Annotated in this window: 4 protein-coding genes; 2 read left to right on the top strand and 2 right to left on the bottom strand. The window is 51.9% G+C overall.

The window, feature by feature from the left end; genetic code table 11:
- Nucleotides 1-6 precede the first annotated feature (6 nt).
- Nucleotides 7-1,941 (top strand): bifunctional diguanylate cyclase/phosphodiesterase, encoded by a 1,935-nt coding sequence (locus LY264_RS04925; protein WP_048225307.1) that lies wholly within the window; start codon nucleotides 7-9, stop codon nucleotides 1,939-1,941.
- 77 nt (nucleotides 1,942-2,018) lie between these two features.
- Here the strand turns inward: LY264_RS04925 and LY264_RS04920 are convergent, their stop codons facing one another.
- Both LY264_RS04920 and LY264_RS04915 read right to left on the bottom strand, forming a co-directional pair.
- Nucleotides 2,019-2,294, bottom strand: a complete 276-nt coding sequence (locus tag LY264_RS04920) for a hypothetical protein (RefSeq protein ID WP_048215665.1) — start codon at nucleotides 2,292-2,294, stop codon at nucleotides 2,019-2,021.
- 62 nt (nucleotides 2,295-2,356) lie between these two features.
- Nucleotides 2,357-12,811, bottom strand: a complete 10,455-nt coding sequence (locus LY264_RS04915) for a retention module-containing protein (RefSeq protein WP_048225309.1) — start codon at nucleotides 12,809-12,811, stop codon at nucleotides 2,357-2,359.
- Nucleotides 12,812-13,143: 332 nt separating this feature from the next.
- Here LY264_RS04915 and LY264_RS04910 point away from each other — a divergent pair, with 332 nt between their 5' ends.
- On the top strand, nucleotides 13,144-14,487 hold the full coding sequence (locus LY264_RS04910; protein WP_048215663.1) for a TolC family outer membrane protein: 1,344 nt from the start codon (nucleotides 13,144-13,146) through the stop codon (nucleotides 14,485-14,487).
- Nucleotides 14,488-14,491: the final 4 nt, after the last annotated feature.

The following is a 14,491-nucleotide window of genomic DNA, read 5'->3' as shown; positions in this document are numbered from 1 at the left end:
TCGCCCGTGTCTCTTTTTAAACAGTTACTTCTGGCAATCTCTCTCTTTATGATGGTTGTGTTCAGCGGCAATTTTATTGTGACGCTGGAGAGTTCTCGCAATCAGTCCAATAACCAACTCCTTTCACATGCCCAGGATGCCGCAACGGCGCTAGGCGTTTCGCTAACGCCCAACGTCAACGACCCGGCAATGATCGAGCTGATGGTCAGTTCCATTTTCGATAGTGGTTACTACAAAAAAATCCGCATTGTCGATCTGGCGAACGGCAAAATAATGCTTGAGCGCAGTGCGGCAGCGTCAATTCCCAACGTCCCGGCCTGGTTCGTCGATCTGGTGGATGTTACCCCGCAAACCGGTGAAGCAACGATTATGCGCGGCTGGCAGCAGGCAGCTCGCGTGGAAGTGACCAGCGATCCTATCTTTGCCGTGCAGCGTCTGTGGGACAATACCTTAGGCAACCTGCTGTGGATGCTGTCCTGTAGCCTCGCCAGCTTAATCGCCGGTATTCTGCTGCTGCGCAAACTGCTGCGCCCACTCAATTACATGGCAAAACAATCCGAAGCTATTACTCGTCGCGAGTTTCTGACGCTCCACGAGTTACCCAAAACGCCGGAATTACGCCGCGTTGTAGGCGCCATGAATTTAATGGCCGCGAAGCTTAAATCGTTATTTGAAGAACAAGCTATCTATAGCGAGCGCCTGCATAATGAAGCTTATCTCGACAGCCAAACCGGAATTGCCAATCGCCGGGCTTTCGATATGCAGCTTGAGGCGCGGCTAAGCGATGCCGATACCGCACCGGGATATCTGATGCTGGTCCGCGTTCAGGATTTAGGCGGTCTGAATCAGCGCTTTGGCGGACCGCATACTGATAAGCTGTTGCTCAACATCGCCAACCTGCTGAACGCGCACAGAGAAAAGTATGCCCCTCTCGACAGCACGCTTGCCCGCATTCGCGGCGGTGAGTTCGCCCTACTCTGCCCTGGCGTCACACATGGTGAGATGTTGGATTTGTGCAATTCGCTGTGCCAAAAACTGACAGCCTTTTACGCCACCGGAATGTCAGACCAACAGCCGGTGGCCTATACCAGCATGGTGCCGTTTAGCGCCGGAGATAATGCTCAATCATTGCTGATCCAGGCCGATCGCCTGCTGGTTGAAGCGGAAACACACACCGACCATCAGGTGGTTCCCACCACTGAAGTTCCTGCGAGTACAGAAGATCAGCATTTGTGGTTTGTGCGTCTGGAGCATGCACTGGAAAATCAGCAGTTCCAGCTGGTTTATCAGCCGGTAGTCGATTGCCGCCAGCCGGACAAAATCCTGCATTACAAGGTGCTGTCGCGCATTATTGATGAGCAGGGTAACGCCATTACCGCGGGACGGTTCCTGCCCTGGATCCACCGCTTTGGCTGGAGCCATCGCCTCGATAAAGCCATGTTGAAACTGACATTGAACCAGTTGAAAACCGCGCCCGGAAAATTGGCGTTGAGTATCTCCGGCAGTTCTGTCGCCAGTGCGGCCGCCACTGCTGAGCTACTCACCCCGCTGCGCTATTCACCGAAATTAGCCAGTCAGTTGATTCTGGAACTGGATGAAAATCAGTTACCCGGTCCCCATCAGATGGCGGCATTTGTTAAAACCGTTGGTCAGCATCGCTGCTCGCTGGGTCTGCAACACTTCGGTAGCCGTTTCGATATGATTGGTCATCTGTCGCAGTGGGGACTGGCTTATCTGAAAATCGACAGCAGCTATATCCGCAATATTAATGAAGAAAACGATAAACGGTTATTTATTGAAGTATTGTGCAGTGCCACGCGCAGTATTGATTTGCCGCTCATTGCTGAACGTGTTGAAACGAAAGGTGAGCTTATGGTGCTGCAAGAATTAGGGATTGATGGTGCAATGGGGCAATTATTAGGTGAGCCCGCGCCATTGTGATAAAACTGGCGTCTTGATACGCCTTTGTATAGCCGGATGGCGCTGCGCTTATCCGGCCTACAAACTGCCTGCATCAGCTAAAATATACGTTCATCGTTACCAAGCAGCTGTTCTAACCCACCAAGTTCCTGGCGCGCGTTTGCGCGATTCATTAATTTAACCTGCGCCATCGGCGGAAGATCGGTAATGGCAATCACGCCTTTACGAATCAACAGGTTAATCAGGTCGTCGAGCACGCGAACCATCTCCAGGTCGCTTTTTTGCAGCATCGCTAAAGCCTGCTGATTGTCATTTTCAGGACTTTTTGCCACGCCTTCTGCCTGCACGTTTGCAGCAGATGAATCAGAATTCATATCAGTGCCTTTTCATTTTGCACGATGCTGCTGCCCTGTTTACACAGGGCAGCAGGCAATCGTTAGTGAGTGTGGTTTTGATCGGGTTTAGCAATCAGGTGATCCAACGAGTAGGTCGGAGAATGCAGATCGCCGCTTGCATGAGTAGACAGCGCAGTATCAATGCCATGCGCCACTTTCGCCGGACTGGCGATCAGGTGATGATCGCCGCCGCTTTGAATGTACTTCGCAATATCCACGCCTTCATGCAGTTCACGGGCCAGATCGCTGAGATCGACTTTTTCAAGCACCCCCTTCGCCTTATCGTCAGCGCTGAGTACCGCTGTCGTCTGGCCGTGTCCGGTCGCAGCTGGTGCGTAAGACAGAGATAATGCGTTGTCATCGAACAGGTTGTGCAGCGCATGTTGCATCGCAGCATGATTTCCTTTATCCACCGTATGCCCTTTCACTGGCGCGGGATCGTCCATCGTCACGTTCAGCGTTTGGGTATAAGGCGTAATATTGCCGTGGTTATCATTCGCCTCAATCAATACGTTCACCCGGTTATGACCTGCCCGGAATGCGGAAGTCTCAACCTCAATATCATAGGTCAACCCATTATTGCCCTGATGAAGAATGGCATCGTACTGATGACCATTTACCAGTGCTTTAATATGCTCACCATCATGCACATCACCGCTCACGCTGCCGGTAATATGCGTGACGGCGTCCTGTGATTCCGCACGTGAAATATGGTTATCCCCGGTAACCTTATCGACGATAAGCGTGGCGTCTGCCTGCTGATCAACCGAATAGCTGTGGGAAGTTGTCTGTGAATATGGGTTGCCCGGCGTATCATGACCTTTAACCTCAACCGAAAATGTGGTGTTCACTTCCATGATATGACTGTCCACATCTACGTGATAAACCCGATCGCCATTGCTCAACGTGTCTACCGAACCGCTAAATTCCTGACCGCCAATTTTTAATTTGATCGAATCCCACACATCCACATCACCGCCAAGAGGCCCGGTTACCCTCACCGTCGCTCCCAGGAGTTCCTGATGATTCAGGACGTTATCTTGGGTGACATTATCAATACCCATCGTTCCCACAGCGGTTCTGTCGATGGTAATGGTCTTATCGATATCGACCTTATCGCGGTTACCGGCGTCGTCATGGGCGATAACGTGAGCAAGGATCTTTTGATCGTGAATCAGGTCAATCGTACTGGCATCCACGCTAAATACCTTCTGACCACCGCTATTTTTCACATCAGCAACCAGATCTTTACCGTTAACGGTGATGGTCACCTGATCGCCAACATCCACGTCCCCGGTCACATAGCCGCTGATGGTGGTTTTCGCATGCTGAGTTTCCTCATTATTCAGCACATCATCGATGGACACCTTATCCAACACGATGCTGGCATCCACCTGCGTGTCGATAGTGACCGTTTTGTCGTTGACGGCATGCATTGGGTTCAACGCCGCATCGTGCCCATGCACGCTGACATGAATAGTCGGATCGTTCTGCAGCCCGACCGTACTCACCATCGCTTTGTAACCCAATTGCCCGTTCATATGCGGCAGCTCAATGACTCGCGTATGAACCGTGACTCCATCGACGAGAATGGCGACTTTATCACCGAGATGCACGTCGCCATCCACCGTACCACTCACCTCTACGCTTCCTGCTTTTACCTCATCGGCATTGATAACATCGTCACCACCAACGGTATTAATGGTCACACTGCCGCTTGCCGTTTTATCAATCGAATAGCCCTGCGTGAAACTGGCTGGCTGTACATTGCCGTGATCGTCATATCCTAAGACTGTCGCGACAATAGCGTGATCGGCCAACAGGTCTTTGGTGTAGATATCAACGGAGTAGCGATGATTATTATCGACAGTCGCCGCATAAGGGTTTCCGTTAACCGTCAGAGTCACCTTATCGCCGGGGTGCACATCTCCGGATACCGACCCCGTTACTGTCATCTTAGGTTGCAGCGATTCCTGCGCATTCAGCACATTGTCCTGCGCGATCTTATCGATAGTGACTCCGGCATCGGCACTCAGATCAACCACAACATGGCTGCTGGCAGAGGCACTTCCCAGGTTGCCATGATCGTCCGTCGCCATTACCGTCGCGACAACATCCGGATTATTGTGCAGGTCATTGACGCTGACATCTTTCGACCAGACCCATTGACCATGTTGCAGATGAACAACGGCTGTCAACGTATTACCGTTAACCTGCAGGTTCACCACGCTACCGTCATGGATACCTTCACCGCTGACCGTACCGCTAACGGTTACTTTACCAGCCTGGGCTTCTTTGCCATTAATCACATCATCCCCGGCAATCTTATCCATCGTGACCTGCAGCGGATTTTCCGTATCTACGGTGATGTTTTTGTGCGCTGAGTCTGTTGCTGTCCCCGCTGCATTTTTCACTGTGACGGAGACATCGAATGACGGATGCGCCTGAAGCGCAGTAGTCGGGACATCAACCTCATATGCCAGTTGTCCCGGCATAGTCGGGATAGCCTTTACGTGCCCGGTGTATGAAACATGGTTAATAGTAACAATAACGTCATCACCAATATGAACATCGCCAGTCACAAAGCCACGGATTGGCGTTGTCGATTTCAGCGCTTCGTCATGATTGAGAACGTCATCGCCCGCCACCTTATCAACGGTAAGGTGTACGGTCGGTTGGTGAGGTTGTGTTGTTCCTGTACCCGTTGAAGGAGGCGTTACCACTGGCGGGGTAGTGAAACCATAAGGAGTATTACCGCTCACTGCCGTATTGTGTAACCAGGGCAAATCGATAAATTTATGCTCTGTCGCCGTGGCTGTATTACCATGATTGTCATGGGTGGTGATGGAAACCACAATATTGCCATCATCGGCAAGATCACCTGTACCTATGTTGGCCTGATAACCGAGAGTGCCATCCGCCAGGGTCACTACATGGGTGGTATAGACAATTCCTTTACCGACCGTAATGGTTATCGTATCTCCCTTAATGGCGTCGGGATCAACATGTCCGGATACAGAGATAAAGTCAGGTCTGCGGCCAGGAAGCAGATCATTCGCGACCGTCTGACCCGGCGGCAGACCATTCGAGGCCGTATCAATGGTGATCCCTGCGTCAGCAACGGTATCAACCACCACCGCCATGCTGTCATAACCACGCGCGACGTTGCCTGCCGCATCGGTCGCTGAGACTTCCGCATGGATCTTCGGCGACATCAGCAGATCCAGTGTTGAGACCTGGGTGCTGAACACCAGCCGACCGTACTCATCATGCACCGGCGCATAGTAGGTCTGATGGTTGATAGTCAGTTCTACAACATCACCAACGCGGACGTCGCCGCCGACGCTTCCGGTGACGGTGGTCAGTGGATGATGCGCCTCGGAATAGTTAATTACCGAGTCATGATCTTTGGTGATTAGCGGATCGATATGAACGATAGCTTCCGCGTGCGGGTCAATTGCCACCGCACTGTGCGCATCCGCGGTTGCATTATTACCCGCCGCATCGGTAGTCGTGATAGTCGCAGTAATATGCGGATCGTTTTGCAGCCACTGAGTATCAACATTAATGGAGTAACCCAGTGTGCCCAGATTTGGCAGGTGCGTCACTGTGGCATCAATCATATGGCCACCGATATTCAGGTGCACCACATCATTAATTTTCGCGTCACCACCGACTGTACCACTAATGGTCGTTAAAGACTTACCCAGCTCTACGCCGTTCAGTACATCATCCCCTGTTACGGGATCAATGGTAATTTCGGCCTCAGCTTTACTGTCCAGATTAACATCATGGTGCGCCACAATATGGGCATGGTTCTGCGCCGCATCCGTCACATCCATTGAAACTTCAATATGCGGGCTGGCAACCAGATCGGCGGTCGACACCGGAAGATGGAAACCCATCTGATGATTGCCACGATCTTCCACCACCCCAGCATAGTTGTGGCCGTTGATGGTCATGGTGAATGAATCGCCCGGATGAACTTCACCGCTCACCGTACCGCTCACCATCGTATAGCCATGCATTTGCTCAGCGAGGTTCAGCGTATTATCCGGCGTCACGGCATCAATGGTTATCTGCGCATCGACACGGGTATCGATAATAACGGTGGTTTCTGCATTGGCCGTGGCTGGGTTGCCCGCACCATCGGTAGTGCTCACCGTCGCGGTTAAATGCGGATCGGAGATCAGATCTGCGGTGCTGACTTTAATGCTGTAGCCGAGAACCCCGCCCCCCACATCGTGCACTTTCCCTGTAAGAACGTGACCATTAACGGTGAGGTAAACGACGTCATTTACGTGAACATCCCCTGCCACTTTCCCGGTTATCCAGGTGAATGGCTGTTTTGATTCATCGCCATTGACCATGTTATCGCCAGTAACGGGATCGATCGTCAGCATTGCCTTAGCATGTAAATCAACCACCAGATCGTGCGATATCTCCGCTTTCTGGAAATTATGCACATTATCTTCGCCGACTACGCAGGCCAAGATATGCGGGTCTTTGACCAGATCGCGGCTCAGAACGTCCAGCTTATATCCCAGCGCATTATTATGTTCCGGGAGTCGCTGAACAGTTGTGTCGTAAGTATGGCCGTTGACGATAACCTGAACTTTAGTCCCTACATGCACATCGCCCGAAACCGTCCCCATGATCTCAGTGAGGTGTTTCGCGGCTTCTGCGCCGTTCAGCTTGTCATCACCCGCCACCGTATCAACGGTGATTTTAGCCGCGGCATGGTTATCAATATGTACATCATGGGTTGCGGTGGTAATGACCTCATTTTCCACCGCATCGTGGGAGATAACCGTGACACTCACGGTCACATTTTTATCCTGGTTGCCTTTGTTATCGCTGAACGCCGTTGAGTTGACCGGGACCTGATAGCCTAAATGACCGCCTCCAAGATCAATCACCTTGCCGTTAAACGTCTGGTGATTGATTTCTACGATCACCGCATCGCCAATCTGCGCATCACCGCCCACCTTACCGCTGATGAGCTGCATCGGCGTATCCAGCTCAAGATGGTTAAGTTTGTCGTCATCAGTGACGCTATCAATAGTAACGGTACTTTGCGCCTGGGTATCCAGCGTAACGGTTCGATGCTCCACCGCCACCGCCTTGTTGCCCGCTGCATCGTGACTGACCAGCGTCACCATCACGTCGTTGCTGCCTTCCTGCAACACACCTGTTGGAACAAACACTTCGTAGCGCAGAACGCCGTGATCGTTAACCACCGTGCCGCTATAATCCTGCGATTGTCCCTGAACATGGACGGTCACCACATCGCCCACTTTGGCATCCAGGCCTTTCGCGATACCGCTAAGCAGCGTCGGCATCCGGTTTTCAATGGCGTTCACCACATCATCCGACGCGACTACATCCGTCGTCACCACGTTTTTGGCAAAGTTATCAATATGAACTTTATGGCTATCGGTAGCGATGGCAAGGTTACCCGCCGCATCATGAGAGGTGACAGTGACGTGCACATCGACATCCGTCAACACATGGACGCCATTGTTCGCAAAGGCCGATGAGTCCACATCAATGCTGTAACCCAGATGCCCGTTACCAAGGTCAATGACCCGGCTATCGTACTGATGACCATTAACTTCGAGTTGAATGGGATCGCCGATCTTCGCATCTTCACCATCAACGATGCCGGTAATGCGCTGTGTCGCCGCGGACAGTTCCTGGTAATTGATAACATTGTCTGTAGCAATGTTATCTAACGAGATGGTGTTTTGCGCATGAGTATCAAGAGTGATAATACGGTGCGACTCACTGGTCACTTCATTGCCCAGCGCGTCATGGCTGACCAGCGTCGCGACCACCGCGTTCTTTCCTTCATGCAAGGTTCCATGCGGCAGAACCACTTCATAGCGTAACTGACCGTTATCGTTGATCACCTTGCCGTCAAAGTCTTGTCCACGAACCCTGATAGTTACCGCGTCCCCCTCCCGGGCATCACCACCGGCTACGATGCTAATAATCGTCGGCATCCGGTTTTCATTGGCGTTCACCACATTGTCCGTCGCCACTGCGTCAATCTTAATGGTGTTTTCCGCGTAGTTATCGATATGAACTTTATGGGAATCAGTCGCGATCGCCAGGTTTCCCGCTGCGTCATGAGATGTGACCATCGCGGTAATTTTCACATTCGCCAGCACATGGCCGCTGTTATCAGCAAATGCTGAAGAATCTACATCGATGCTATAACCCAGCTTACCGCGGCCAAAATCAATCACCTTACCGCTGTACTGATGGCCATTTATCTCCAGTAAGACAGGATCGTTGACCTTCGCATCCTCACCGCCAACAAAACCGGTAATCGTCTGTTTAGCCGCAAGTAGCTCTTGGTAATTCAATGTGTTATCGGCAGTGACATCATGTATACGGACAGTATTATGTGCCTGAGTGTCCAACGTGATGGCGTGATGCGCCAGAGTGGTCACTTCATTACCCACCGCATCGTGGCTGATCAGCGTCACCACCACCGCATTTTTACCTTCCTGCAGCGTACCGACCGGCACCGCCACTTCGTAGCGCAGTTCGCCATTTATGTTGACGACTTTGCCGGTAAAGTCTTGCCCCTGTACACTAACGGTCACCGGATCGTTGACGGACGCATCGCCGCCAACGGCACCGCTGATCAGCGTGGTCATGCGGTTTTCAATAGCATTCACCACATCCTCCGTCGCTACCGTGTCGATGCTGAGCTGGTTAGTGGCGAAGTTATCAATGTGCACGTCGTGGCTGCTGGTGGCAATCGCCAGGTTGCCCGCCGTATCGTGAGACGTGACGCTGACATGGACCGTCGCCTCTTTCAGCACATGACCGACGTTGTCAGAGAACGCCGCAGAATCCACCTCGATGCGATAACCGAGGGTATTTTTCCCGGTATCAATCACCTGGCCGTGATACTGGTGGCCGTTAATCTCCACCAGAACCGGGTCGCCCGCTTTCGCATCTTCCCCGCGCACGTTTCCGGTAATCGTCTGCTTCGCCGCCGACAGCTCAGTAAAGTTCAGGGTGTTGTCGGCGGTGACATCATGAATATTGACGGTGTTATGCGCTTTAGTGTCCAGCACCACGGTACGGTGCGCCAGCGCGGTCACTTCGTTACCCACCGCATCGTGGCTGACCAGCGTCACCACCACCGCATTTTTACCTTCCTTCAGCGTGCCGACCGGCACCGCCACTTCGTAGCGCAGTTCGCCGTTATCATCGACCACCGTTCCGGTAAAATTCTGCCCCCGCACGCTGACGGTAACGGTATCCCCCGCTTTGGCATCGCCGCCTGCCACGCCGCTTATCAGCGTGGTCATGCGGTTTTCAATGGCGTTGACCACATTGTCGTTCGCGACGGTATCGATATGTACCGTGTTTTCCGCGAAATTGTCGACATGCACGCTGTGGGTGTCGGTGGCAATCGCCAGATTGCCCGCCGCATCGTGGGAGGTGACGCTGACATGGACCGTCGCCTCTTTCAGCACCTGACCGACGTTGTCAGAGAACACCGCAGAATCCACTTCAATGCGGTAGCCAAGGGTATTTTTCCCGGAATCAATCACCAGGCCGTGATACTGATGGCCGTTGATCTCCACCAGCACCGGGTCGCCCGCTTTCGCATCTTCCCCGCGAACGTTCCCGGTAATTGTCTGCTTCGCTGCCGACAGCTCAGTAAAGTTCAGGGTGTTATCGGCGGTAACGTCATGAATATTGACGGTGTTATGCGCTTTGGTATCCAGCACCACGGTACGGTGCGCCTGTGCGATCACTTCATTACCCACCGCATCATGGCTAACCAGCGTCACCTGCACATCATTTTTACCTTCGTGCAGCGAGCCCACCGGCACCGCCACTTCGTAGCGCAGTTCACCATTGACCTCAACCACCTTGCCGGTAAAGACTTGCCCTTTCACGCTAACGGTCACCGGGTCATTGACAGCTGCATCGCCACCAACGGCACCGCTTATCAGCGTGGTCATCCGGTTTTCAATGGCGTTCACCACATCGTCGTTCGCTACGGTATCGATATGTACCGTGTTTTCCGCGAAGTTATCGAGATGCACATCGTGGCTGCTGGTGGCAATCGCCAGGTTACCCGCCGCATCGTGGGAAGTGACGCTGACATGGACCGTCACGTCTTTCAGCACCTGACCGACATTGTCAGAGAATGCCGCAGAATCCACCTCAATGCGGTAACCGAGGGTATTTTTCCCGGTATCAATCACCAGGCCGTGATACTGATGGCCGTTGATCTCCACCAGCACCGGGTCGCCCGCTTTCGCGTCTTCCCCGCGAACATTCCCGGTAATTGTCTGCTTCGCCGCCGACAGCTCAGTAAAGTTCAGGGTATTATCAGCGGTAACGTCATGAATATTGACGGTGTTATGCGCTTTGGTATCCAGCACCACGGTACGGTGAGCGAGCGCGGTGACTTCGTTACCTGCGGTATCGTGGCTGACCAGCGTCACCTGTACCGCATTTTTACCTTCTTTCAGCGTGCCGACCGGCACCGCCACTTCGTAGCGCAGTTCGCCGTTTTCATCGACCACCGTTCCGGCAAAATTCTGTCCCTGTACGCTGACGGTAACCGCATCCCCTGCTTTAGCATCACCGTCTGCCACACCACTTATCAGCGTAGTCATGCGGTTTTCAATGGCGTTGACCACATCGTCCGACGCCACCTTATCGATATGTACGCTGTTTTCCGCGAAGTTATCGACATGCACGTCGTGGCTACTGGTGGCAATCGCCAGGTTACCCGCTGCATCATGGGAGGTGACGCTGACCTTCACTTCCACATTCCCATCGACCAGGGTGCTGTTATTTGCAAAGTCAGAAGCGTTCACCGCAATACGGTAGCCCAGCGTGCTATTGCCGAGATCGATGATCTGACCGTTGTACTGGTGACCGTTGATCTCTACCAGTACCGGGTCGCCCGCTTTCGCGTCTTCCCCGCTGACGGTTCCGGAAATCACCTGATTGCGCGCATACAGTTCAGCACGGTTCAGAGTGTTATCGTCGGTCACATTGTCGATAGTCAGCACGTTATGTGCCTGGGTATCCAGCACCACGGTGCGGTGCGTCACAGCAGTAGCTTCATTGCCTGGCGCGTCATGGCTTACCAGCGTCACCTGCACATCGTTAGCCCCCTCTTTGAGAGTTGCGGAAGGCACAACGATTTCATAGCGTAGCTGGCCATGATCGTCGAAAACCGTGCCGTGAAACGCTTTGCCCTGAATGGTCAACGTAACCGGATCACCCGCTTTCGCATCACCGCTGGCAATGCCAGAAATAATGGTCGGCATACGAGACTCATTAGCGTTGACGACATCATCATTCGCCACCGTTTCAATGGTCACGGCATTTTGCGCATACAGGTCGTTATTGACGTGATGATCCGTGGAAACAATGGTGGTGTTTCCTGCGTCGTCAGTAGAAGTTAATGTGGCGTGAATGTTCGGGTCATGCAGTAACCCCTGGGTCAGTACCGGGATGGTATAAGTCAGAGTCCCATTTCCGGGGTCGGTAACAACACCGGTATATTCTTTACCATCAACCAATAAAGTAACGATATCGCCGGGTTTAGTATCGCCGCCGACCGACCCGTGGATCAGGGTTTGCGGTTGACGCGACTCTTCGTAGTTAATGAGGTTATCCGGCGTGACGTTATCAACGGTAATGTCGATGTGTGGTCCGGTAATATCAATCAGCGCATGATCAAAACTTTCTGCCGTTCGTCCCGTCACATCGGTGGCTATTGCCACCACTGTTACATTTCCCGGGACCAGTCCCCCCAGATCGGTATCAATATTCCAGTGCCCGTTGCTCACCGGAACAGTAACGGTGAATGTGTTTTTTTGGCTATCGGTGAAGGTGAGTGTGATGTGATTTTGATTACTGGTGCCGCTTAAATGGGTCTGATGGAATTCGCTTTTGTTAATGAAACCGTCGTTGCCGGCAAACTCGGTAATTTGTACCTCAGGCGGGAAAACACTCGCGGAACCTGCGGTAACTCCCCCTATCGGCAGATTGATATCCCAGTTCGGGCTTCCCAGACCTTTAGTGTTAAAACCTGCTGTCGGATCAACCACCTGCCCGGTCAATTCAAGCTGAACCAGAGTGTGCCCCCCGCCGCCACCTTCTAATGTTGCCGGTGCTTCATTACCCGCCGCGGTGGCTTCCAGCACCTGCGTCGGGTCAGCGCCATCGGCAATGGCCTTTTGTGCGGCGGCAATATCCTGAGCACTGCTTTCCGGATGATGGCTAACCTGTAGCCCGTGCTCACCCCAATGGCTATTACGGCCTATATCCAGCGTTTTTCCGTCTGGTAAAGAGATACTTACCGCGCCGCTGGCACCGGTCACAATTTCTTCACCGCTATATACCCTGTCGCCTTCATGAACCAGTCGTTGTGCACCATTGGTATCAACTACGTAAACCTGTCCAATAATTGCTTTGATCACACCGAGTAATTTGCTCACCGTAACCTCACTTAATTACCATCATTATTTTTATAAACTCGTTAATACATTAACGAACAAATATCACATTCAATTAATGTAAACATTAATATCTCAATGTAGAAAAAAACACATTTTATAGAATGCAATTACATGAGACTTGACTGGCAAATGAATATAATAAAAAATAACCAAAAATAAAACACGATGTGACAAAACATGTCGCTGAATAGCTGATTACAGCCATCAATTAAGACAATTCATATTTGTTAATTAATATAACGTGTTTGTAAAAATGGATGATAGCGACGACACCTGGATGTCATAACCGTGAGATATAGGGCATTCATGTCATGAAGAAGTTTTTAGTTTTTCTGCTTTCATGTTTTTCAATAAATGCAGTAAACGCAGAAGACTTACAAAATACCGTTAAAGATGCATTAGCGAATCATCCTGAAGTTAATGCTGCAATAAATAGCCGTTATTCCTCGGAGCAAGATCTGCGTGCGGCACAAGGTGGCTATTTGCCATCACTGAATTTAAATGCCGAGGCCGGGCGCAAAAATGTTGATGATGCAACTACCCGCGCTGCAGGACGCAATAACGGTCTGACTCAATCACCTAACGAGGCGACTATCAGCCTCGAGCAAAATGTGTTTAACGGCTTTGCGACCAACAGCGAAGTGGCGCGCCAAAAAGCGACCGTAGACTCACGCGCTTACAGCGTGATGAACACCAGCGAAAGCACCGCTTATGCGGTGATTCAGGCCTATTTCGACGTGCTGCAACGCGAAGAATTTGTTCGCCTTGCTGAAGACGATCTGGCGAACCACGAGCGCATTTATGACCAGATAAAACTGCGTACCGATCAGGGCGTTGGGCGCTCCGGGGATTTTATGCAGGCCGAAGCGCGTCTGGCGCAGGCGCGAAACAATCTGCTGACCGAGCAGACTAACCTTGAAGATGCGAAAACCACCTTTGTCAGCGTGACGGGCATGGATCCGCAGGGCTTAAGCCAGCCAGAGAGCATTGACTCTCAGTTGCCAACCTCGCTGGAAGATGCCAAAAGTCGGATGGAAAAAAATAATCCATTACTGAAGTCTGCCAATGCGGATATCGAAGCTGCGCACCAGCAGTATGAAGCGTCGAAATCAACCTTCTATCCACGTGTGGACGTTGAGCTTTCCCGCGGGATTAGCAACAACACCGATACCACTCGCGCACACACCGAAGAGTGGGAAGCGATGGTAAAACTGCACTACAACCTGTACCAGGGCGGCAGCGACAAAGCCAACATGAACTCCCGCGCTTATCTGCACAAGCAGGCTCAGGATGTACGTAATAACACACTGCGCCAGCTGAATCAGGAGCTGCGCCTGGCCTGGACCGCACTGCAAAACGCACGCGCTCAGATTCCTTCGGCGGAAGAATACGCTGACCGCAGCGTCAAAGTACGCACGGCTTATCAGGATCAATTTAGTCTTGGCGAGCGTACGCTGCTGGATTTACTCGATAGTGAAAATGAAGTGTTCTCCTCTAAACGCCGTCTTGTTGAATTACGTTATCTGGCCATGACCAGTGGCTACCGTATTAGCGAACGCACCGGGGAATTAATGAACATTCTAAAAATCACACCGCCGCCTTCAGGACAACCGGTAGATTCAGCAGAAGAAAATAGCTTACCGGAACTTCATTAATAAT

Origin of the sequence: Citrobacter portucalensis, assembly GCF_023374935.1 — a bacterium.
Lineage (GTDB): Bacteria > Pseudomonadota > Gammaproteobacteria > Enterobacterales > Enterobacteriaceae > Citrobacter > Citrobacter portucalensis.
The sequence above is the reverse complement of the archived record's forward strand: the minus strand, read 5'-3'. Positions and strand labels throughout refer to the sequence as shown.

Bases quoted from the DNA above. Each gene is read 5' to 3' on its own strand.
- LY264_RS04920 (WP_048215665.1), bottom strand. From the start codon at position 2,294: ATGAATTCTGATTCATCTGCTGCAAACGTGCAGGCAGAAGGCGTGGCA.
- LY264_RS04910 (WP_048215663.1), top strand. From the start codon at position 13,144: ATGAAGAAGTTTTTAGTTTTTCTGCTTTCATGTTTTTCAATAAATGCA.